The organism is Pedobacter terrestris (assembly GCF_052343045.1).
Taxonomy (GTDB): Bacteria; Bacteroidota; Bacteroidia; order Sphingobacteriales; family Sphingobacteriaceae; genus Pedobacter.
In genome coordinates this window covers 1,041,607-1,061,508 of the sequence record NZ_CP180264.1, presented here as the reverse complement: position 1 = coordinate 1,061,508, position 19,902 = coordinate 1,041,607, and the positions used below count along the sequence as shown (strand labels likewise).

Sequence of the window (19,902 nt, the reverse complement as noted above, 5' to 3'; positions counted from 1 at the left end):
TGTTGCTTTTTTTTAAAGGATTTTTAGCACTTTGCAAGCAAAGACCAATCTATGAGCCAATCGGAAATTAAATTAGTAGAGTGCCCACGCGATGCAATGCAAGGCATTCACCATTTTATTGACACAGATTTAAAAGTAAAATATCTGAATCTATTGCTTCAGGTTGGATTCGATACACTTGATTTTGGAAGTTTTGTTTCGCCAAAAGCCATACCACAAATGGCAGATACCGTGCAAGTACTCTCTAAACTTGAGCCGAGCCAAACCAAATTGCTTGCCATTGTAGCCAATACCAGAGGCGCTAACGATGCTGCTCAATTTGATGAAATTACTTATCTGGGTTTTCCTTTTTCTATTTCAGAAACCTTCCAGCAGCGCAATACAAACGCCAGTATTGCAAAATCATTAACCACTGTTGATGAGATGCTGAACGTTTGTTCTATAAGAAATAAAACGGCAGTTGTATATCTATCAATGGGTTTTGGAAATCCATATGGCGATGAATGGAATTATGAAATTGTAGAGAAATGGGCAGATGAATTGGTCAGTAAAGGTGTTCAGATTTTATCATTGGCAGATACTGTTGGTGTATCTACGCCTGAAAAAATAACCACAATACTTCCTAAATTGATTGCCCGATTCGGGAAGACAGAAATTGGTATTCACCTGCATTCTACTCCGGAGCAACGTTTAGAAAAAATAGAAGCAGCGTACAATGCTGGCGTAAAAAGAATTGATTCTGCACTAAAAGGTTTCGGTGGTTGCCCGATGGCTGCAGATGAACTCACTGGCAATATTGCTACGGAAAATGTAATATCTTTTTTAGAAGCCAAAGGAGAAAGTCTCAATTTTGATATGGATAAATGGCAGGAAGCCATTATTTTGTCTGGGCGAATATTTGTATGAGCACACTCAGAACCGTCATTGCGATTCAGGAAGCAGTCCTACTACTTTAGGTTAGAAACAAACCTACAAACGCTTCAGATCACATTACAAAAACCTCCATTTCGAGGCACCAATTAAACCCGTTTTACCATTTTATAATGTAAAATACCCGCCTCTTCAAATTGTTCGCCTTCAGATACAAAACCAAACTTGGCATATAAACTTGTTGCGGCCAGCTGAGAATTTAAGTATATGTAATGCGCATCTTCCGGCAAATCAGACAATGCTTCTGCGATAAGTGCTCTGCCAACACCTGCGCCTCTAAAATCTTTTAACACAGCGAAACGTTCTAATTTATAACCCAAATCGGTTTTACGCCACCTGCATGCACCACAAGGCTGGCCATTTTGTGTAGCTAAAAAATGTACCGATTCATCCTCATGCTCCCACTCCAGCTCTGGCGGACAGTCTTGTTCATCCACAAAAACGATCTTTCTAATAGCAAAAACTTTATCCAAATCTTCTGGATGAATTACTTTCTGAACTTGAAGACTCATGATTTCTGGTGTTTAAAATGTTTATTTGTTTTTAATTTCATTTCATTAAGCTGAGTGGCTACATCGATAGAGTGAGAACAGTGAATATCGGCTTCTTTCTTCGCCAATGTCGCCAATGTAACATAGAACTTGTGCAATTGATCCAGGTCTTTTTCTGTAAGATCCTCTATATCAACCATCCTGTTGCTTGCTTTTTCATGCGCAGCAATCAATTCATTTAGCTTTAGTTGAATGGCTTTGCCATCTTTATTCTGGGCTTTTTGAATCAGAAAAACCATTAAAAAGGTAATAATGGTGGTTCCGGTATTAATTACCAGTTGCCACGTTTCTGAATACTTAAAAATTGGGCCGCTGATTGCCCAAACAACCACGATTAGCGTAGCAGATATAAATGCAACTGAACTTCCAGTAAATTTTGTCGCTGCATTCGAAAACCGTTCGAAGAAGTTGTTTTTCTTGCTTTCTTTTTTAGACTTTAACATCACATATTGTTTGCTTAAAGATACTAGAAAAACAAAAAAAAGCGCCATAAGTTTTGAACCTTATGGCGCCTTTAAATTTTAAGTTGTAAGGAGATTTTCTATTGCTGAGGGTTGTATCAGCGGTATAAATCTTTTTGTGATTACAATTTATCGTTTACGTTGATACAATTTAAATCCTCAAATGCAGTAGTTAAACGCTTAACAAAAGCTTCTTCGCCTTTGCGCAACCAAACACGTGGATCGTAGAATTTCTTATTCGGTTTATCATCACCCTCTGGGTTACCAATCTGGCCTTGAAGAAATGCTTCGTTCTTTTTATAATATTCTAAAATACCTTCCCAGAATGCCCATTGCATATCAGTATCAATATTCATTTTAATTGCACCGTAAGAAATCGCTTCTCTGATTTCTTCCTGAGAAGAACCAGAACCACCATGAAACACAAAGTTGATTGGTTTTTCTGCAGTTAATGCGAATTTTTCTTTAATAAAATCTTGAGAATTTTTCAAAATTACAGGCTGTAACTTAACATTACCTGGTTTGTAAACACCGTGTACATTACCGAAAGCCGCAGCAACGGTAAAACGAGGAGAAACTTTGCTTAATTCTTCGTAAGCATAAGCCACTTCGCTAGGTTGAGTATACAATTTAGAACTGTCTACGTCGCTATTGTCTACACCATCTTCCTCTCCACCAGTAACGCCTAATTCAATCTCAATCGTCATGTCCATTTTGGCCATACGCTCAAGGTATTTTGCAGAAATTTCCATGTTTTCTTCAATTGGTTCTTCAGAAAGATCCAACATATGTGAAGAGAATAACGGTTTTCCGGTTTCAGCAAAGAATTTTTCTCCGTGGTCTAAAAGGCCATCAATCCAAGGCAATAATTTTTTTGCAGCGTGGTCTGTATGCAAAACCACAGCAACACCATAATGTTCTGCCAATAAATGTACATGCTTAGCTGCCGATACAGCACCTAAAATGCATGCTTGTAATTTGTCATTATCTAATGATTTGCCAGCATAGAACTGCGCACCGCCATTAGACAATTGAATCATAACAGGCGAATTTACTGCCTTCGCTGTCTCCATAACCGCATTTACCGTGTTGGTTCCGGTGATGTTAACTGCTGGTAGTGCAAACTGGTGTTTCTTTGCCTGTTCAAACAATTCCTGAACGGCATCTCCATAAATTACGCCTTTGTAGCCTTTTAAACTCATTTCTTGTTAATTTTATTAAGTCCGAAGTTATAAAAAAAAATAACATTACAAGCTTTTCTAACAACAGAATTATTGCCATAAAACTAAAATAGAGGCCCTTTAGTGTAAAAAACACAATATACATCGTGTACTATTTACACTAAATAGATGTAGTTGACTTAAATATTTTTTCGTTTCTTTGCATTCCCGATTCTTTAAAAAATTATATGGCTTGGTTTAAGAGAGAAAAAAAAGGTATCATTACCACAACAGAAGAGAAAAAAGAAGCCCCTGATGGCTTGTGGAATAAGTGCCCAAATTGTAAAAAACCCCTACATCAGGCAGAGTTGCAAGAGAACAAATATGTTTGCCACTACTGCGACTACCACTTAAGGGTAGGCTCTAGAGAATATTTTGAAGTTCTATTTGACAACAACCAGTTTAAAGAGCTTTTTGCTGATTTAACTTCTGGCGATCCATTAAACTTCAACGATAACAAACCTTACACAGACCGGATTAAAGAAAGCCAGGCTAAAACAGGCCTGAAAGATGCAATCCGTGCAGCTACCGGAAAAATTGACGGACAAGATATTGTGATTGCTTGTATGGATTTCGCATTTATTGGTGGCTCTATGGGTTCTGTTGTTGGTGAAAAAATTGCCCGATCTATAGATTATAGCATAAAGCATAAAACGCCATTTCTGATGATTTCAAAATCAGGCGGTGCACGTATGATGGAAGCTGCATTTTCATTAATGCAAATGGCTAAAACATCAGCTAAACTTGCCTTGTTAAGTCAAGCCAAAGTTCCTTACATTTCCTTATTAACCGACCCAACAACGGGTGGCGTTACGGCATCTTACGCGATGCTTGGCGATATCAATATTGCAGAACCAGGCGCTTTAATCGGCTTTGCTGGCCCAAGAGTAATTAAAGAAACGATTAAAAAAGATCTTCCAAAGGGATTCCAAACTTCAGAATTTGTTTTGGAACATGGCTTTCTGGATTTCATTGTAGATAGAAGAGCCATGAAAGCAAAATTGGCAGCATTTATAAAAATGATGAATAATTAAATTTTATTGTTTCACTTTGTCATTCGTTCATTGGTTCATTAGAGCCAATGAACTTTTTTTTGACCAATACTGAGATAGATCATTGGTCATTGGTTCACTAGTCATTAGTACAGTTCGCATATAAACCTAAATAAATTGTTTTGTGATTAATTTTTAGATAGTTCATTTATGCAGTTCGCTGATAGATTTCAATTATTCTTGTTGACTTTTTTGAATTTAACGATCGAAACAATTTTCCAAATGAACTAATATCCCAAATGAACACGTGAACCAATGCACTCTCCTTGCAACATTTCTATTAACATCCTTTCAGCCCTATCCTATTTGTTAAATTCGCGTAATTAACAAATTGGAACTTATGAAGAAAAACTTACTTATTTCCTCACTTTTATTGTTTACAAGTTCAATTGCCTTCGCTCAAGATAAAAAGGTGATTGATAATATTGTAAAAGAGGTAAATGAAAATTCGCAGCTTGAAAAGCTTGCACACGAGCTTTTAGATGTTGTTGGACCGAGATTAGTGGGCTCGCCACAAATGAAGCAAGCCAATGACTGGGCTGTGAAAAAATATAGTGATTGGGGCATCTCTGCCAAAAATGAAAAATGGGGCGAGTGGCGTGGCTGGCAACGCGGCGTAACACATATTGATTTAACCAGCCCGCGTTTGCGTACGCTAGAAGGCACACAATTGGCTTGGAGTCCGTCAACTAATGGAAAAGCCATAAATGCCGAGGCCATTATACTTCCAGAAATTATCGACTCCGTTTCCTTTCAAAAATGGTTACCAAATGTTAAAGGCAAACTTGTTCTGATCTCTCAAAATCAAATTTCTGGTCGACCGGAAAAAAATTGGGAGGAATTTGCAACAAAAGATCTTTTCGATAAATATAAAAGAGAAAAAACCGAAGCTGGCAAAGCCTGGGCCGCTTCTATTTCTAAAACTGGCCTCAGTGCGAAAAATCTGGCTTTGGCAATAGAAAATGCGGGCGCCGCAGGAGTAATCATCAACAATTGGTCTCAAGGCTTTGGTGTAGATAAAATTTTTGGTGCCAACACCACTAAAATCCCGACTTTGGATTTATCTGTAGAAGATTATGGGTTGGTTTACCGTTTGGCAAAATACGGTTCAAAACCGATGTTAAAAATAGAATCAGAATCTAAAGAATTGGGCGTTGTTCCCACATTCAATACCATTGCAGAGATTAAAGGCAAACAGAAACCAAATGAATATGTAATGCTTTCTGCACATTTTGACTCTTGGGATGGTGCAAGTGGTGCTACAGATAATGGTTCTGGAACGATTATGATGATGGAAGCGATGCGGATTTTGAAGAAAATTTATCCAAATCCAAAAAGAACCATTTTGGTTGGCCATTGGGGAAGTGAAGAGCAGGGCCTGAATGGGTCACGCGCGTTTGTTGAAGATCATCCAGAAATTGTAAGCAACTTGCAGGCTTTATTTAACCAGGATAATGGTACTGGAAGAGTAGTAAACATAGGCGGACAAGGTTTCGCGAAATCGAAAGATTACATCACACGCTGGTTAAATGCGGTACCAGATACAATTAAAAATCAGATTAAAACCAGTTTTCCGGGAATGCCGGGGGCCGGAGGTTCTGATTTTGCCTCGTTTGTTGCTGCAGGCGCACTTGGCTATTCTCTAAGTTCCACAAGCTGGGATTATGGAACATATACCTGGCATACCAACCGCGATAGTTACGACAAATTGGTTTTTGATGAAATTAAAAGTAACGTAATTTTAGCGGCGATTATGGTTTATATGGCTTGTGAAGATCCAGAAAAAACATCGACAGAAAAAGCGACTGATTTGCCGGTAAATGAACGCACAGGTAAACAGGCAACGTGGCCTGTTCAATCAAAATCAAACAGAAAAGGCGGTTTGTAATCCGATATTTAACATTTTTATAAGAGCATTTGGAAACAGATGCTCTTTTTTCATGCAATTGAATGCTGAAAAACTGAATATGCCAGCAAAGGCTACTTCATCGTTTTTCCTCGCAATAATGATTTTGCGATATCTCTACTCCTCTTTCTTTTGAAACTTGTAAAATAAGTAGCCCAAAAATGGGAGAATTAAAATACTTCCCAATAACAAAGCTAAACCTAAACTGTAAATTGTTTTCGGCGGACCAACTGTTTCTAATAAAGATATGGTTTCACCATTTTTAAGGCGGATAAAATTAGGGAAATGGGCATAACTGATTGCAACAAGGATCATGGTAACCTGAAAACCTGCTAGAACACGCAAGATTTTCGTTTTGCCTTTGACCAGCAAATACCACAACAAAATAAGAGACAGACTGGCGAGTACAATAGCGGTTAAACCAACCGTATTTTTAAATACCCAATCAATTAAAGGAATTTGATCCGTTTGCGCAGCAATGAAAACCATCGCTCCAAAAAGTACCGCTGCCACATTCATAAATTCGGCTTTTTTAATAAAACGGCGTTTGTCCGCGTCTTCGCTGGTTTCGCCAATTAGATAAATGGCTGCAAGAAAACCGCAGAGCGCTACCGTAAACAAACCCACAGAAATTGAAAACCAATTTAACCAACTAAATACATAAGCAGATAAAAAATCTGTGCTTTGCGGATCGATATGCCCCGAAAGTACACTTCCGGCAATAATACCCAAGAACAAAGGTGTTATGAAACTCGAATACACAAAAATTTTATTGTAAACCTCCTGCATATTGTCTTTAACCGCATCGTAATGGCGGAATACAAACGCCGTGCCTCTGGCAATAATACCAATCAGCATGATGAGCAACGGAATATGCAAATAAACCGACATTGTGGTGTAAATATGCGGAAATCCAACAAAAAGAATCACAATTGCAATGATTAGCCACATGTGGTTGGCTTCCCAAACCGGTCCAATGGCCTGATACATGGTTTTTCGGGTTTTGCTCCTATTTTTTGAGGAGGTAAATAACTCGATAATTCCCGCACCAAAATCTGCTCCACCAAGTAGAAAATAAAGCAAAATGCCCAAACACAAAAAGATAATGACTACATATTCCATATTTAAGATTCTTGAACAGTGTTTGAAGATTTATCGTACAATACAGGTACCATCTTAATTTGCCGGTAAAGTAGAAAAGTCACAATAACACTTAAAGACAAATAGATTGCTGTGAAAATATAGAATGAGTACGCAATACCGGGCATAGGCGTAACCGCGTCTTTTGTGCGCATTACACCATAAATAATCCAGGGTTGCCGACCAATTTCTGTAACCATCCAACCGGCTTCCAATGCAACATATCCTAACGGAATGGCCAGAACAAACAGTTTCAGCAACCAACGTTTATCGGCAATGTCCTTCTTGCGAATAATGGTCACGAAGTACAAAATGGAAATTAACATGAGTAAAGTTCCCAATCCAACCATTACCTGAAAAGAATAGTGGGTAATAGCTACTGGTGGATGTTCATCTGCCGGAATTTGATCCAGTCCTTTAACTTCTGCCTTGAAGTTTCCGTGCGCCAGAAAACTTAACGCCCCCGGAATTTTTATTGCTCCGCTAACCGTTTGGTCTTGTTCATTAACAATACCGCCAATTAACAGTGGCGCAGGTTTTTCAGTTTTATAAAGTGCCTCCATAGCCGCCAGTTTTGCGGGCTGCCTTTTTGCAACGTCTTTCGCAGATAAATCGCCGCTTAAAGGCTGTAACAAAGCACCAATACAGGCAAATATTGCTGCAATTTTGAACGCTTTTAGGTGAAAAGCCTTGTTTCTGTTGCGTAGAATCATTAATGCATGCACACCAGCAACAGCAAAACCAGTGGCTGTAAATGCCGCAAGGCACATATGTAAAGCCTGAGAAAACCACGCCTTATTAAACATTGCCTGAATGGGATCGATATTTAGATATTGGCCATTTACAAAATCAAAACCGGCCGGGCTATTCATCCATGCATTTGCCGCAACAACGAGGATACCAGATGCAAGGCCACTTACACCAACAACTACACCGGTAAACCAATGAAACCATTTATTCAGCTTGTTCCAGCCATAAAGAAAAAATCCCAGTGCGATCGCTTCGATGAAAAAAGCGGTTCCTTCCAACGAAAAAGGCATCCCAAAAATTGGCCCTGCGTGATCCATAAATTTAGGCCAAAGTAGGCCCAACTCAAATGATAGCATTGTGCCAGAAACGGCGCCCGTGGCAAAAAAAATGGCAACACCTTTACTCCACGCTTTTGTAAGGTCTTTATAGATCTCATTCTTGGTATGTAACCACTTGTAATGCGACACGGCCATAAAAAATGGCATAACCATGCCTATACAAGAAAAAATAATGTGGAACCCCAGTGATAAGGCCATTTGAGACCTCGCGGCGATAAAATCATCCATAAGATGTAGATTTTGATTTGTAACAAATATAGTTCATAAAGGATGAAGGGCAGAACGATTTTATGCAATGCGCAACATTATTTCAAATATAGAATGTTTACAAATTGATTTTTGTTTACGGATTTTCAGCAGGTTTTAGAAAAATTTCATTATTAAAATAAAATCGATGAGACCTATAACTAGATTTCGTAAAACGATAAACAGGCTCATTTAATGTTTAAGGCGTATTTACGAAATCGATTAAGTGAAAAAACGGCATCTGTTATATCAAAATAACCACCTGATTTATTACCTTGTTCATCAACTGAAGCAATTAACAACCTGGTCAACATCTGTTTAATTGTCATCCCAAGTTGACACATCCCCATACTACGTTCTGAATTTTTAATATCGTGATATTATCTGGCAAGTATTCTTAAATTCTTTACCTGGTTTTTAACCCAGGTAAAACTATCTATATACTGTTAATTTAATTTCCTACCAATGAAAAAACAAAAACTATTATGGCAAAGATTGTTTCTACTTGTATTTGCCGCCACACTGCTAAGTGCATGTAAAAAAAACGAAGCAAGTCCGCAGGTTGCTGGGGGGCCAAGTCCGAGCGACCTTGAAAACGGCAAGGAAGCCTTTGGAATGGTTGTTAAAGATTCCTCAATTTTATTAAACGCATCATCGCTTGCCTTACTTACAAAAGTTGATTCTAATGAACTGATTTTTTCTTCAAAACCTGATCAGGCAGATAGTATGTCGACTAATTTTATCATCACAAGCAGCATTATTGAAGATAAAGCACCTCAGGGATTACTTTTATACTCACTAGGAACTTTTGAAGATGCACAAGGTTACCACGTTACGGTTAGGAAAGCTGACCTTGGCGAGTACATTCTTTATGCAAATGTTTCCGGAAAGATAGACCTTCAACCGCAGGCTAGTTCTGTAGCTGTACAATCTGGAGAAAAAACACTTTCCTTTCCAAAAACAACGATGGTTAATGCAGGAAATACGATTAGTGGGTTTGACATTGCCTTAAACCAGAATCTTCCATTCATTGGCGTTGGCAATACGGGCGCATATTTAGGGCTTGACTTACTGGCGACACCATCGTTTACATATAACATCAGCATTCGATGGGGTCAGGTATCGGTATCTCTCGGTGGAGGGGTTGAACTCAAACGTCTGAAAACGACACTATATACATCCGTGGGCCTACCAACATTTACACTGGGTGGAGATGCGATTCCAATTCCGTTTGCTGTAATTCCAATCGGACCAATATTAATCACGCCATATGTAAGCGTATTGCCTTACATCAGCGGGTCTGCTAAAGGAGAGGCAGTATTTAGTCTAACGTCAACCGGCAACTTTCAGGCAAACGTAAGTAAAGCACTATTTTCAAACTTTAGTGCTTCAGCGAATGGTAACTTCAGTGTACAGGCTCCGGTAGTTGAACGCCTTGCCGCTCCGGTTAAAATAGATGCAGGTGTGCAGTTTACAATTGGTATCGGTGCTTATGGTAAAGTTATCTACAGCCAGGTACAGGCAAAGATCGGCCCGAATGCAACCTTTACGCCAAACTTCCTAAATAAAACAATTGAATATGATTACGGAGTTGATGCAAATATCACCGCATCGGCCGGGGCTAGCGCATTAGGATTTAGCATTTTCAATTTCCAGCAGGTTTTATTAAACAAGGAATTTTTCAGCAATTCAGGATCAGTCCCAATGCCGATTATCGGTTAAAAGTTCACACTTAACATTTACAGGCAGAAATATTTGGTTATCCACCAATGTGTTTCTGCCTGTTTGTATTACTCATCCTGCATAACGAAAAACCTATATTCTATAAACATTAATAAATATTTAACTAAAGCATGAAAACAATTACAAAATGAAAAACAAATCTCAACTACTAAGAAAACTGTTATTGACAATTTTTATAGGGGCTACGTTACTCAGCTCATGTAAAAAAGATAATGCCCAATCGTTAACTGCCGACCCTGCTGCACATGCAATTGCCAAAGGGGGTAAAGAAGCATTTGGCATGATTGTCAAAGACTCATCTATACTACTATCCAACCAATCTCTTGCGCTTTTAAGTAAAATAGAATCAAACGAATTGCTATTTAGCAGTAAACCAGCTCAAGCAGATAGCATGAGAGAAAAGTTTATCGTTACCAGTGGTGTAATTGCCGATAAAGCTCCGGAGGGGCTTTTGCTGACCTCCTTAGGCACTTACGAAGATGGAAAAGGTTTCCACGTTAAAGTTAAGAAAGCCGAATTGTCAGATTACATTATCTATGCCAACATTAGTGGAACAATTGCTTTTAAGCCAAAAAGCGAAACAGATGTAATTCAATCTGGAGGAGAAACTTTATCCGCACCAAAATTAATGGCTACAACGGGGAATACCATTACCGGATTCGACATCATTGTTAATCAAAACTTTCCATTTGTTGGTGTCGGGAATACCGGTGGATACTTAGGACTGGATTTAGTTGCTACACCTTCGTTTACCTACAACATCGTTGCTGCAAGTGGTCGCTTTGAAATGAGTTTGGCCGGTAATCTGGATATCAAAAAATTAAAAACGAGTTTATATGCCTCCGTTGGTCCTCCAACTTTTACATTTGGAGATGTACCCATCCCATTTGCCGTTATTCCTATTGGACCTATATTGATTACACCTTATATTAGCATAGGCCCATATCTGGAAGGAACAATTAAGGCCGAAACCATCGTAAGCGTAACCTCACGTGGGAATATTAACCTGAGCACCTATAAAACTGGTTTAACTGACTTTGGAGGTACGGCTGATATTACTTATGAAGTAGATCCGCCGGTGGTAGAGCGTTTGGGTTTGCCGATTACGGTTGAGGCGGGCTTGCAAGCTACAATTGGAATTGGAGCTTATGGAAAATTGGTTTATACACAATTACAAGGCAGAGTCGGGCCAAAAGCAACAGTTACACCAAATTTTCTGACTAATGCAGTGGATTATAATTATGATGTAACAGCTAAGGTCGTTGCATCTGCTGGCGCGAGCGTAATTGGATTCCAGTTTTTCCAGTATCAGAAAACTTTATACGAACAAACATTCTACAGCGATTCTGGCTCCGTGCCATTCACATCACTTGGATTGTAAGATTAAACCGGAAGCATTGTTTTTATACAAACTTCCGGTTTAGTTTTATACACCTTTTAATTCATCAAAAGCGGCACCTAAGCTCCGTTGAATACCATCGCCTTTCCATTCTGGTGCATTTGGAATTGTAGTTGTTTTTAAAATATCTTCTTTGCTTTTCCCTGCCTTGATCTCATCACCAACAAAAGCCATCAGGTTTTGCAGATAATTTTGGTAAGCTTTAACATCTTCTTTAGTTCCGGTTACCTTTTCCGGATCTAAACTGTGGCCCCAAATAAATAAAGTATCCTTATCAAAATGGTTCACAATTTTGTCCAAAGCAGTTATCCAGTTTCCAATATGCGCGCCATTTTCGCGGTCTATGTAAGGAAATTTTCGATTGAAAACCAAATCCCCTACGTGTGCAATATTTGCATTTTCAAAATGGTAGACGGCATCGCCGTTGGTATGCCCTGACCCATAATAAGATGCAGTAATTTGCTCGCCGCCAACTTGGGCTTTCCATCCCGTTCCAAAAGTCGTATCAGGCAACAATTGTGTATCTAAATTTCCAGCGTTTTCAGCTGTACGTTTTTGGTTTATCAATGAGTTTTGATGGGCAACAACTTTATCCGCCAAACCTTTGAAAGCAATATTACCCGCGGTATGATCGCCATGATGGTGTGTATTAATCAAATATTTGAAAGGTTTTTCTCCCAACTTTTTCAGCTCTTCAATGACATGTGCGGCTGAAGCCGGAAATTGAGCATCAACGACGACAAAACCATTTGAAGAATTTAACCAGGCAATGGTTCCGCCTTGCTCGGTAAATATCCCTAGGTTATTTCTTAAAGGCTTAAAATTATATGCTCTGAATGAATTTGTTGACGCCAGTGCACCGCTTTTATAAACAGATAACATGGCCATTGCCAACGCAGATTGTTTGATAAAATTTCTTCTTTCCATATGCTTACAATATAAAAAACCACGGCATTTGCCGTGGTTTAAATTTAATGATTTCTGTTGAAAATAGAATCTGTTAGATTCCAGAGCCTGGCGTTGGACCTGGCTCGTGGCCCGGACCAAGCGGATTGTTTTTCCTGTCTTTATCTTTATTGAAAAGATTTGTCGTTATTTTCGAAGATTTATTATTGTCTAGTGAATCGTGTTCACGCACATCTTCTACTTCTTTATCTAGTAAGTCGTTCTCAACAACTTTGCCTTTTTCTTTTTTATCTTCCATAACTATAATGAATTGATGTTATGTAAAGAACACGCTGTTTTTCATTTTGTTTTCAGGAAAATAAAGCCAGAAGTTTTAACTTAAAAACCTGCACCCGGCAAATGCCCAAACTGATGTATACAACCAAAAGAATGAAATCTGCGTTTATGCACCTTATTAAAATGTCCGGATGAATCTATGCAAAATGAGCCGATAGCCAGATTATAGCCATGTTTTTTTACCAATGAAAGCTCGCCTCCCTGAGCGGCCATTGGTTCCAGATTTGGATTGGTGTTGATGTTGGTTTCCATAACGATATAAATTGGTTCGAAACGCCGCATAACGGAATTTCTGGTTAGAAAAAACAAATCTTAAATTGATCTTTTGTTACACAAAAAATCGAAATCAAATACGGAGATGAATTTTGCTAAACCTTATCTCTTGAGAAAACTATAAGGTTGTATGGCGTAAATCGCTGATCGAACAAAATAGTAAAATGGATTTATTTTGTTGAATTATATATTGTTATGTTAAATATAAATCTTATTTATGACTTCTGCAAGGGGAATTTTTTCGGCGAGAAGCAAATAGATTAATGAATTTAATGGGATGGATTCTGAAAGAGCGAAGAACTTCTGATTTTTTCTTTTCTAAACCCGATGGCAGCGGAAGCCCCGGCTTTTTTACCGGGCTACAGCGAATAGCGGGACTGCTTTTCCCGAAGCATCACACACTTTGCTTTTCACAAAAAAAGCCACGTTATACACTAACGCGGCTTTGTTATTTGGTATTTTATGTTAGGCTAAAGCATTTTGCTTTACGACCATTTTTACTTTTTCTATAACGTAATCCAGATCTTCTTTCGTGGTGTATTTGCTGAATGAGAAACGCACTGATGGACGATTCGGATCTGCCTGAATGCCGTTTAGAACATGCGAGCCAATATTTGAACCAGATGAGCAAGCACTACCGCCTGATGCGCAGATTCCGTTTATATCCAGATTGAACAACAACATATCTGCCATATCCATTTCAGGAAATGAAACATTCAAAACCGTGTACAAACTTTTATCTGCATCTGTTTCTCCATTAAATCCAATACCCGGAATTTCAGCAAGCAACTGTGTTTTTAGATAATCTTTAAGCTCTTGTATATAGGTTTGGTGCTGTGGCATTTCTGCATACGCAATTTCTAAGGCTTTGGCCAAACCAACTATTCCGTACACATTTTCTGTACCGCCGCGCATGTTCCGTTCTTGTGCGCCGCCATAAATCATCGGTGGAATTTTGATATTGCTGTTCACATACAAAAAGCCAACGCCTTTTGGCCCGTGCAATTTGTGTGCTGCACAAACGATAAAATGCGCTTTAAGCTGACGAACATCATGCGGATAATGACCCATTGTTTGTACCGTATCTGCATGATAAATGGCATTATATTTCTCGCAGATATCGCCAATGCGCATCATATCAGAAAGTGTACCCAATTCGTTATTCGCATGCATTAAGGAAACAAAAGTACGCTCGTTATTCTGCAACAATTCTTCTAAATGTGCGTAATCTATATTTCCTTTACCGTCTATATTCACGAAACTGAGTTTATCAATTTCGCCGTTTTTTAGCATGGTATTTAGCGTATGTTCTACCGCGTGGTGTTCAATTTTTGACGTAATGGCGTGCTTAATTCCGTAAGCAGAAATGCCACAACGAATAGCTGTATTGTCTGCTTCTGTACCGCCTGAAGTAAAAAAAACTTCTGAAGGCGATGCATTTAGCAAACCCGCTACTGTTTTGCGTGCTTTCTCTACCAATGTTCTTACCTCGCGGCCAAGGGCGTGAATGGCAGAGGGATTGCCAAAATAATTCTCCATTACATTGGTCATTTCTGCAATGACTTCCTTATCTAATGGCGTTGTTGCCGCGTTATCTAAATAGACCCTTTTCATATTGTATATTTAACCTTTAAAGGCTGAGATTCATTCTTATGTTGTGCAACCTAAGGGATAATTATAGGTGCAATATTTCTTTAATGTCCGAAATGATTTTATTTGCCAGATTTTCTGCAATGGTTTCATTTTCGGCTTCGCTGTAAATGCGTATAATGGGTTCTGTATTTGATCTGCGTAAATGTACCCAGGTTTTATCAAATTCGATTTTTAAACCATCTATCGTACTGTAAGGCTGTTTTTTATATTTTTCTTCTACCTGTTTCAATAAATTATCAATATCCATTTCTGGTGTAAGGGTAATTTTATTTTTAGAAATGTGATACGAGGGATAACTGCTTCTTAACAAAGAAATAGATTTACCAAATTTGGCCAGATGTGTAAGGAAAAGTGCAATTCCAACCAATGCATCCCGACCGTAATGTGATTCGGGATAAATAATTCCTCCATTACCTTCGCCACCAATAACGGCATTGGTTTCTTTCATTTTGTTCACCACATTTACTTCGCCAACTGCAGAAGCATTATATTCTGATCCAGCCTTTTCGGTCACATCGCGTAGTGCGCGTGTTGAAGAAAGATTGGAAACCGTATTCCCTGGTGTATTTTTTAAAATATAATCTGCAACGGCAACCAAGGTGTATTCTTCGCCAAACATACTTCCATCTTCATTTACGAAACAAAGACGATCTACATCCGGATCTACAACAATGCCTAAATCGGCATTTTGTTTCTGTACTTCCTTAGAGATTTCTGTCAGATTTTCAGGAAGCGGCTCTGGATTGTGTGGAAACTGCCCGTTTGGCTCGCAATACAATTCTACAACCCTACTTACACCCAAACCCTTTAATAACGCCGGGATAAAAATGCCGCCTGTAGAATTTACACAATCAATAACTACTTTGAAATTGGCTTTCCTGATAGCTTCAACATCAACCAAGGGCAAAGCAAGTACTTTATCTATATGTTTTTGCAGATAAGAATCATTTTGAATTACCTTGCCGAGTTTGTCCACCTCTGCAAAATCAAAATCAGCGGCTTCAGCCAAATCAAGCACTTCTTTACCATCTGCATCGCTAATAAACTCTCCGCTTGCATTCAGTAATTTTAGTGCATTCCATTGTTTTGGATTGTGGCTTGCCGTTAAAATAATTCCGCCTCCGGCAGTTTCATCCGGCACGGCAATTTCTACAGTTGGTGTTGTAGACAAACCCAAATCGATAACTTGTATACCTAAACCTTGCAATGTGCCTATAACAAGATTGTTTACCATTTCTCCAGAAATGCGGGCATCTCTGCCCAAAACGATCTTTTTGTTTCCGGTTTTACGCACAACCCAACTTCCAAAAGCGGCTGTAAACTTCACAATATCAATTGGCGTAAGCCCTTCTCCGGCCCTCCCGCCAATGGTTCCTCTAATTCCTGAAATCGATTTTATTAAACTCACTTGGTGTATTTTGTTGAGTCCCAAAAATAAGAAAAAAAACAAGATCGGCACTATTCTACACGCAGGCCGAACTCATAATTTACATTGTTTTTATATCTACATATACGGTATAGATACTGGAAATTAGGCCCTGCATAACAAACAAACGTATGACTATTTTTTCTATCACAATCTTCGTATATGTATAAAAATATCGTCGTCAAGGTTAATTGCGTTTAACATTGACTGATTGCATACAAATGCACAACGAAAATACTTTTTAATTTTTATGCAATACTGTTGCATAAAACAGTTGTTTAGGCGAATCTTGCCGTTTCAAAATCCTATATTTGCACCTTCCCAAAACAAAACGGCTTTTTTATGCAGCGCAAATGGTTTCAATATTGGTTCAATTCTCCGTATTACCACATTCTTTACCAACAACGGAATGATGCAGAAGCAGAATTTTTTATTGATCAGTTAACCGGTTACTTAAAACCTGCACCAGGTTCAAAGATGCTGGATATAGCTTGCGGGAAAGGCCGCCATTCCATTTACCTGAACAAAAAAGGTTTTGATGTTACAGGTATAGATCTTTCTAACCAAAGCATTAAATACGCCAAACAGTTTGAAAATAACAATTTGCATTTTTTAGTGCATGACATGCGCAGGTTGTTTTACATCAACTATTTTGATGTTGCGTTAAACTTATTTACCAGTTTTGGATATTTTGATACAGAAAAAGAACACGTTAATGCCTTAAAAACATTTAGAAAATGTTTGAAGCCTGATGGTGTACTTGTTCTGGATTATTTTAATACCACCAAAATTATTGGCAAACTGAACTCTTGCGAGGTAAAATCGCTTGATGGAATTGCTTTTAATATCTCCAAAAGTGTTGTTGATGGAAAAATCATCAAGAAAATCAATTTTGAGGACAAACAAAAGGTGTACAACTTTGAGGAACGCGTACAAGCTTTCAGTTTTGAAGATTTTACGCGAATGCTGGACCTTGCCGGAATGCGCATTGAAAAAACATTTGGCAGTTACGCTCTGGAAAATTTTGATCAGGAAACATCAGACCGGTTAATCTTAATCTGCAAAAAAGCATAATGCAAGAGATTTTACAATTTGATACAGAATGGTTTTTAAACATTCACCGCGGCCTTTCAAATGGCTTTTTTGATTGGTTTATGCCTTTAATGCGCAACCGTTTTTTTTGGTCGCCGTTGTATCTTTTCATTATTATTTTCTGTATTAAACAATATAAAAAACAAGGGTATTACATCATTGCGATGATTTTGTTTACGTTTGCCATGGGCGATATCATTTCATCAAGAATAGTAAAACCCTGGGTTTCGCGCGTGCGGCCTTGCAACGATTTATCGCTTGCCGATGAAATTATTCACCGCGTTCCTTGTGGCAGCGGTTTAAGTTTTCCATCCTCACATGCTACAAATCACTTCGCAATTGCGGTATTTCTGATTTGCGTATTTTATAGTCGCTGGAAACCCATCCTGCCAATTGGTTTATTCTGGGCCTTTATCATCAGCTTTGCGCAAGTATATGTTGGTGTGCATTATCCAATTGATGTAACAACCGGTGCGTTGCTGGGCATTACGATCGGCTTTTTATGTTCTAAGATTTTTAAAAAACTACAACCTGATTTTTAAATTATGGAAATCTGGAAACTTTGTGTACTCTTCTTTTGTGCTTTTTTAGGCGGATCGGCAATCTTTTTGGTGAAAAGCGATAAATCGAAATTGCTCAAACTCATTCTTTCTTTCAGCGGCGCTTATTTGTTTGCAATTACGGTATTACACCTAATTCCAGATGCATACAGTGGTCCGGATAAGTGGCAAATTGGTGTATTTATCCTTATCGGTTTTCTATTGCAGGTTTTTCTGGAACAATTTTCTGAAGGTGTTGAACACGGACACATCCACAAACACCACGACGGACATGTTTTCCCATTCGGGATTATGATTAGCCTGTGTTTACATGCTTTTTTAGAAGGAATGCCATTGGCGAAAGAACAACACAATGAACTGATTTTCGGAATCGCGCTTCACCATATTCCAGCGGCTTTTGCTTTGGCAAGTATTTTAATGCAAAATCATTTCGGCAAATCGAGCATTTTCTTCTATCTGATCATTTTTGCGGTGATGGCGCCTTTGGGTTTTTATGTCAGTTTAGGATTAAGCAACGGAAGTATTGGCGGTATTGAAGCATATTTCAACAAAATAATGGGCATTGTAATTGGTATATTTTTGCACATTTCTACTACAATTCTTTTTGAATCCAGTGCCGATCATAAAATAAATACGCGGAAAATGCTTGCGGTTTTACTTGGTATTGGTGTCGCTTTAATTGGCTTTTTTGCAGGAGGACATTAATACTGGGTACCAAAAAACTGGAGTCTATTTATCCTTAACTTTCTTTTTCCCGAAACCCCAAGGGCAATGCCGGCATTTATTTTTACAACAATAGCCACGCTTTCGGTGATAGGCTTCTGTAAAAACCATTAACCCATCTTCGTTAAAATAAAAGTCTTCTCCTTCTTTAAGCATGTAGCGCTTTGATCAATAAACGAATGTTTTACAACTAATAAAAAAATCAAAGTCAGATTAAGTGTAAACGCGTGTAGTTCCCGCAATTCAATCTTAAATTAATTCAATATTTTAACTTCCAGTTTGCCTTCAAAATGGGCTTTTAACTGTTTTCCATCGCCGTGCAAAGTCCAGACTTGTTTTGGTTGCACCTGAGCTATAGTTTCCAGAATAGCGTTCCAATCTGCATGATCAGAAATATACAATGCAATTCCATTTTTTTCCTGAAGGTTTTTCCAGCCTGATGCAAATGCGCGAACTACATTTATTGCTCTGTAATAGCTGTGAAAAACCATTGGAGGAACAATATATACTTGATTCTGAGAGTTGTTTTTCATCACCTTACGGTCGTAAACCTGATATTTCCCAAGTTTAATACCGAAAGACTCATAAATTTTTACAAAAGGTAAAATACTGTGGTGAACCATAATATTCCTTTCAGAACAATGCAGGTTAATCAAATCTATTACCCGCTGGCTTTTACCCAGCGCATAAGCGCCCAGCATAATATTGGCAGAAGTATCGTTCAGTTTTTTGATTTCATCGGCAGCATCCGGATGTTTTGTTTCCGGATCAGCAAAGGTACTTTCTGTAATAAAAACATCTGCCTGTACAAATTCAAAAGCTTCACATGTATTATCCGCCTCAATTTTATAATCGCCGGTGTAGAGGTATTTTATGCCTTTATATTCCATTAAAACTTGTGCAGAACCTAAAATATGCCCTGCAGAATAAAATATTATGGCAACATCTTTTATTTTAAATGTTTCGTGATAATTTTTGGTATGAAAATCTTCAGCAGCAAATTTGCGGTAGCGATGTTCCATAAATGCTTTTGTAGCTGGTGTACAATATACATTTTGGCTTCCGCCAACAGCGTGATCGCCATGTGCATGAGAAACCACAGATTCTTTAACGGGTTGCTGTGCATCAAGATAAAAATCGCCGTAAATACAGTAAAGTCCGTTTGGTGTTATCGTGATAAAATCTTCTAAAATCATG

At 38.4% G+C, this 19,902-nt stretch carries 20 protein-coding genes; 8 read left to right on the top strand and 12 right to left on the bottom strand.

Going from position 1 to position 19,902, the window contains the following annotated elements; all coding sequences use genetic code 11:
- Positions 1-51 precede the first annotated feature (51 nt).
- On the top strand, positions 52-906 hold the full coding sequence (locus ACJVDH_RS04600) for a hydroxymethylglutaryl-CoA lyase (protein WP_443946400.1): 855 nt from the start codon (positions 52-54) through the stop codon (positions 904-906).
- A 113-nt stretch (positions 907-1,019) separates the two neighbouring features.
- On the opposite strand, the gene ACJVDH_RS04595 is transcribed toward ACJVDH_RS04600, so the two are convergent.
- The 3 genes from ACJVDH_RS04595 to fbaA all read right to left on the bottom strand — a co-directional run bounded on the left by ACJVDH_RS04595 (position 1,020) and on the right by fbaA (position 3,144).
- Positions 1,020-1,442 carry a GNAT family N-acetyltransferase gene (locus ACJVDH_RS04595; RefSeq protein ID WP_443946399.1) on the bottom strand — a complete coding sequence of 141 codons (423 nt, stop codon included), beginning with the start codon at positions 1,440-1,442 and terminating at the stop codon, positions 1,020-1,022.
- Positions 1,439-1,924: a low affinity iron permease family protein gene (locus tag ACJVDH_RS04590; protein ID WP_443946398.1), complete on the bottom strand. Its 486-nt coding sequence runs from the start codon at positions 1,922-1,924 to the stop codon at positions 1,439-1,441. Before ACJVDH_RS04590 ends, ACJVDH_RS04595 begins: the two co-directional genes overlap by 4 nt.
- Positions 1,925-2,064: 140 nt before the next feature.
- The gene (gene fbaA, locus ACJVDH_RS04585; RefSeq protein ID WP_443946397.1) at positions 2,065-3,144 is read right to left on the bottom strand and encodes a class II fructose-bisphosphate aldolase; all 1,080 of its coding nucleotides are present in this window, start codon (positions 3,142-3,144) and stop codon (positions 2,065-2,067) included.
- 206 nt (positions 3,145-3,350) lie between these two features.
- Here fbaA and accD point away from each other — a divergent pair, with 206 nt between their 5' ends.
- Together accD and ACJVDH_RS04575 are read left to right on the top strand one after the other, a co-directional pair.
- Positions 3,351-4,196 carry an acetyl-CoA carboxylase, carboxyltransferase subunit beta gene (accD, locus tag ACJVDH_RS04580; RefSeq protein WP_443946396.1) on the top strand — a complete coding sequence of 282 codons (846 nt, stop codon included), beginning with the start codon at positions 3,351-3,353 and terminating at the stop codon, positions 4,194-4,196.
- A 358-nt stretch (positions 4,197-4,554) separates the two neighbouring features.
- Positions 4,555-6,102 (top strand): M20/M25/M40 family metallo-hydrolase, encoded by a 1,548-nt coding sequence (locus tag ACJVDH_RS04575; protein ID WP_443946395.1) that lies wholly within the window; start codon positions 4,555-4,557, stop codon positions 6,100-6,102.
- Positions 6,103-6,237: 135 nt separating this feature from the next.
- Here the strand turns inward: ACJVDH_RS04575 and ACJVDH_RS04570 are convergent, their stop codons facing one another.
- Both ACJVDH_RS04570 and ACJVDH_RS04565 read right to left on the bottom strand, forming a co-directional pair.
- Positions 6,238-7,242: a cytochrome d ubiquinol oxidase subunit II gene (locus ACJVDH_RS04570; RefSeq protein WP_443946394.1), complete on the bottom strand. Its 1,005-nt coding sequence runs from the start codon at positions 7,240-7,242 to the stop codon at positions 6,238-6,240.
- 2 nt (positions 7,243-7,244) lie between these two features.
- Positions 7,245-8,576, bottom strand: coding sequence for a cytochrome ubiquinol oxidase subunit I (locus ACJVDH_RS04565; protein WP_443946393.1), 1,332 nt, complete (start codon positions 8,574-8,576; stop codon positions 7,245-7,247).
- A 483-nt stretch (positions 8,577-9,059) separates the two neighbouring features.
- Between ACJVDH_RS04565 and ACJVDH_RS04560 the strand changes: the two genes are divergently transcribed.
- Both ACJVDH_RS04560 and ACJVDH_RS04555 read left to right on the top strand, forming a co-directional pair.
- The gene (locus ACJVDH_RS04560; protein WP_443946392.1) at positions 9,060-10,316 is read left to right on the top strand and encodes a hypothetical protein; all 1,257 of its coding nucleotides are present in this window, start codon (positions 9,060-9,062) and stop codon (positions 10,314-10,316) included.
- 148 nt (positions 10,317-10,464) lie between these two features.
- On the top strand, positions 10,465-11,718 hold the full coding sequence (locus tag ACJVDH_RS04555; protein ID WP_443946391.1) for a hypothetical protein: 1,254 nt from the start codon (positions 10,465-10,467) through the stop codon (positions 11,716-11,718).
- 45 nt (positions 11,719-11,763) lie between these two features.
- On the opposite strand, the gene ACJVDH_RS04550 is transcribed toward ACJVDH_RS04555, so the two are convergent.
- The 5 genes from ACJVDH_RS04550 to glmM all read right to left on the bottom strand — a co-directional run bounded on the left by ACJVDH_RS04550 (position 11,764) and on the right by glmM (position 16,312).
- The gene (locus ACJVDH_RS04550) at positions 11,764-12,663 is read right to left on the bottom strand and encodes an MBL fold metallo-hydrolase (RefSeq protein ID WP_443946390.1); all 900 of its coding nucleotides are present in this window, start codon (positions 12,661-12,663) and stop codon (positions 11,764-11,766) included.
- A gap of 73 nt (positions 12,664-12,736) precedes the next feature.
- Positions 12,737-12,940, bottom strand: a complete 204-nt coding sequence (locus tag ACJVDH_RS04545; RefSeq protein WP_443946389.1) for a hypothetical protein — start codon at positions 12,938-12,940, stop codon at positions 12,737-12,739.
- Between the two features lie 80 nt (positions 12,941-13,020).
- Positions 13,021-13,230: a hypothetical protein gene (locus tag ACJVDH_RS04540; protein ID WP_443946388.1), complete on the bottom strand. Its 210-nt coding sequence runs from the start codon at positions 13,228-13,230 to the stop codon at positions 13,021-13,023.
- A 486-nt stretch (positions 13,231-13,716) separates the two neighbouring features.
- Positions 13,717-14,865: a cysteine desulfurase family protein gene (locus ACJVDH_RS04535; RefSeq protein WP_443946387.1), complete on the bottom strand. Its 1,149-nt coding sequence runs from the start codon at positions 14,863-14,865 to the stop codon at positions 13,717-13,719.
- Positions 14,866-14,926: 61 nt separating this feature from the next.
- Entirely contained in the window at positions 14,927-16,312 is a 1,386-nt protein-coding gene (gene glmM / locus ACJVDH_RS04530) for a phosphoglucosamine mutase (protein ID WP_443946386.1), read from the bottom strand.
- Between the two features lie 360 nt (positions 16,313-16,672).
- Between glmM and ACJVDH_RS04525 the strand changes: the two genes are divergently transcribed.
- The 3 genes from ACJVDH_RS04525 to ACJVDH_RS04515 are packed head-to-tail and all read left to right on the top strand — an operon-like array spanning position 16,673 to position 18,687.
- The gene (locus ACJVDH_RS04525; protein WP_443946385.1) at positions 16,673-17,404 is read left to right on the top strand and encodes a class I SAM-dependent methyltransferase; all 732 of its coding nucleotides are present in this window, start codon (positions 16,673-16,675) and stop codon (positions 17,402-17,404) included.
- Positions 17,404-17,964 carry a phosphatase PAP2 family protein gene (locus tag ACJVDH_RS04520; RefSeq protein WP_443946384.1) on the top strand — a complete coding sequence of 187 codons (561 nt, stop codon included), beginning with the start codon at positions 17,404-17,406 and terminating at the stop codon, positions 17,962-17,964. The genes ACJVDH_RS04525 and ACJVDH_RS04520 overlap by 1 nt, the downstream gene beginning before the upstream one ends.
- 3 nt (positions 17,965-17,967) lie before the next feature.
- Positions 17,968-18,687, top strand: a complete 720-nt coding sequence (locus ACJVDH_RS04515) for a ZIP family metal transporter (protein WP_443946383.1) — start codon at positions 17,968-17,970, stop codon at positions 18,685-18,687.
- A 24-nt stretch (positions 18,688-18,711) separates the two neighbouring features.
- Here the strand turns inward: ACJVDH_RS04515 and ACJVDH_RS04510 are convergent, their stop codons facing one another.
- Positions 18,712-18,861 carry a DUF5522 domain-containing protein gene (locus ACJVDH_RS04510; RefSeq protein ID WP_443946382.1) on the bottom strand — a complete coding sequence of 50 codons (150 nt, stop codon included), beginning with the start codon at positions 18,859-18,861 and terminating at the stop codon, positions 18,712-18,714.
- A gap of 98 nt (positions 18,862-18,959) precedes the next feature.
- Entirely contained in the window at positions 18,960-19,901 is a 942-nt protein-coding gene (locus tag ACJVDH_RS04505) for an exonuclease (RefSeq protein WP_443946381.1), read from the bottom strand.
- Between the last annotated feature and the right edge of the window lies 1 nt (position 19,902).

Excerpts from the sequence above, each read along its gene's own strand:
- ACJVDH_RS04600 (WP_443946400.1), top strand. The coding sequence starts at position 52 with ATGAGCCAATCGGAAATTAAATTAGTAGAGTGCCCACGCGATGCAATG.
- ACJVDH_RS04595 (WP_443946399.1), bottom strand. The coding sequence starts at position 1,442 with ATGAGTCTTCAAGTTCAGAAAGTAATTCATCCAGAAGATTTGGATAAA.
- ACJVDH_RS04590 (WP_443946398.1), bottom strand. The coding sequence starts at position 1,924 with ATGTTAAAGTCTAAAAAAGAAAGCAAGAAAAACAACTTCTTCGAACGG.
- fbaA (WP_443946397.1), bottom strand. The coding sequence starts at position 3,144 with ATGAGTTTAAAAGGCTACAAAGGCGTAATTTATGGAGATGCCGTTCAG.
- accD (WP_443946396.1), top strand. The coding sequence starts at position 3,351 with ATGGCTTGGTTTAAGAGAGAAAAAAAAGGTATCATTACCACAACAGAA.
- ACJVDH_RS04575 (WP_443946395.1), top strand. The coding sequence starts at position 4,555 with ATGAAGAAAAACTTACTTATTTCCTCACTTTTATTGTTTACAAGTTCA.
- ACJVDH_RS04570 (WP_443946394.1), bottom strand. The coding sequence starts at position 7,242 with ATGGAATATGTAGTCATTATCTTTTTGTGTTTGGGCATTTTGCTTTAT.
- ACJVDH_RS04565 (WP_443946393.1), bottom strand. The coding sequence starts at position 8,576 with ATGGATGATTTTATCGCCGCGAGGTCTCAAATGGCCTTATCACTGGGG.
- ACJVDH_RS04560 (WP_443946392.1), top strand. The coding sequence starts at position 9,060 with ATGAAAAAACAAAAACTATTATGGCAAAGATTGTTTCTACTTGTATTT.
- ACJVDH_RS04555 (WP_443946391.1), top strand. The coding sequence starts at position 10,465 with ATGAAAAACAAATCTCAACTACTAAGAAAACTGTTATTGACAATTTTT.
- ACJVDH_RS04550 (WP_443946390.1), bottom strand. The coding sequence starts at position 12,663 with ATGGAAAGAAGAAATTTTATCAAACAATCTGCGTTGGCAATGGCCATG.
- ACJVDH_RS04545 (WP_443946389.1), bottom strand. The coding sequence starts at position 12,940 with ATGGAAGATAAAAAAGAAAAAGGCAAAGTTGTTGAGAACGACTTACTA.
- ACJVDH_RS04540 (WP_443946388.1), bottom strand. The coding sequence starts at position 13,230 with ATGGAAACCAACATCAACACCAATCCAAATCTGGAACCAATGGCCGCT.
- ACJVDH_RS04535 (WP_443946387.1), bottom strand. The coding sequence starts at position 14,865 with ATGAAAAGGGTCTATTTAGATAACGCGGCAACAACGCCATTAGATAAG.
- ACJVDH_RS04525 (WP_443946385.1), top strand. The coding sequence starts at position 16,673 with ATGCAGCGCAAATGGTTTCAATATTGGTTCAATTCTCCGTATTACCAC.
- ACJVDH_RS04520 (WP_443946384.1), top strand. The coding sequence starts at position 17,404 with ATGCAAGAGATTTTACAATTTGATACAGAATGGTTTTTAAACATTCAC.
- ACJVDH_RS04515 (WP_443946383.1), top strand. The coding sequence starts at position 17,968 with ATGGAAATCTGGAAACTTTGTGTACTCTTCTTTTGTGCTTTTTTAGGC.
- ACJVDH_RS04510 (WP_443946382.1), bottom strand. The coding sequence starts at position 18,861 with ATGCTTAAAGAAGGAGAAGACTTTTATTTTAACGAAGATGGGTTAATG.
- ACJVDH_RS04505 (WP_443946381.1), bottom strand. The coding sequence starts at position 19,901 with ATGATTTTAGAAGATTTTATCACGATAACACCAAACGGACTTTACTGT.